The following is a 397-nucleotide window of genomic DNA, read 5'->3' as shown; positions in this document are numbered from 1 at the left end:
CAGGGCCACGTTAACGCCGAGCTTTTTGCACTCGTCGGCGATGAGTTTGAGTTCCGCCTCCGTATCAGCCTCGCCGGGCTTCCGGAAAGCATTGATAGCCACAACCGCTGGCAGCTTGTATACCTTCGTTATGTTTTCAACGTGTTGCAGCAGATTCGGTAAGCCCTTACGCACCGCTTCCACATTTTCTTTACCAAGATCGGCCTTGGCGACACCGCCATGGGATTTCAGGGCGCGCACCGTGGCAACTATAACAACAGCCGAGGGCTTCAAATTGGCAAACCGGCATTTGATGTCCAGGAACTTTTCCGCGCCTAAGTCCGCACCAAATCCGGCTTCCGTCACCACGTAATCGCCGAGCTTCAGGGCAAGCCGGGTGGCCATTACGGAATTACAG

The 397-nt window shown here is 55.2% G+C and carries 1 protein-coding gene; it reads right to left on the bottom strand.

Going from position 1 to position 397, the window contains the following annotated elements; genetic code table 11:
• The coding region (locus TPRIMZ1_RS19410; protein WP_010263090.1) for a formate--tetrahydrofolate ligase at positions 1-397 on the bottom strand (397 nt) is incomplete at both ends.

This window comes from Treponema primitia ZAS-1, assembly GCF_000297095.1.
GTDB lineage: Bacteria > Spirochaetota > Spirochaetia > Treponematales > Breznakiellaceae > Termitinema > Termitinema primitia_A.
Note: the sequence above shows the minus strand (reverse complement) of the source record. Positions and strands in the feature narration are given on the sequence as shown.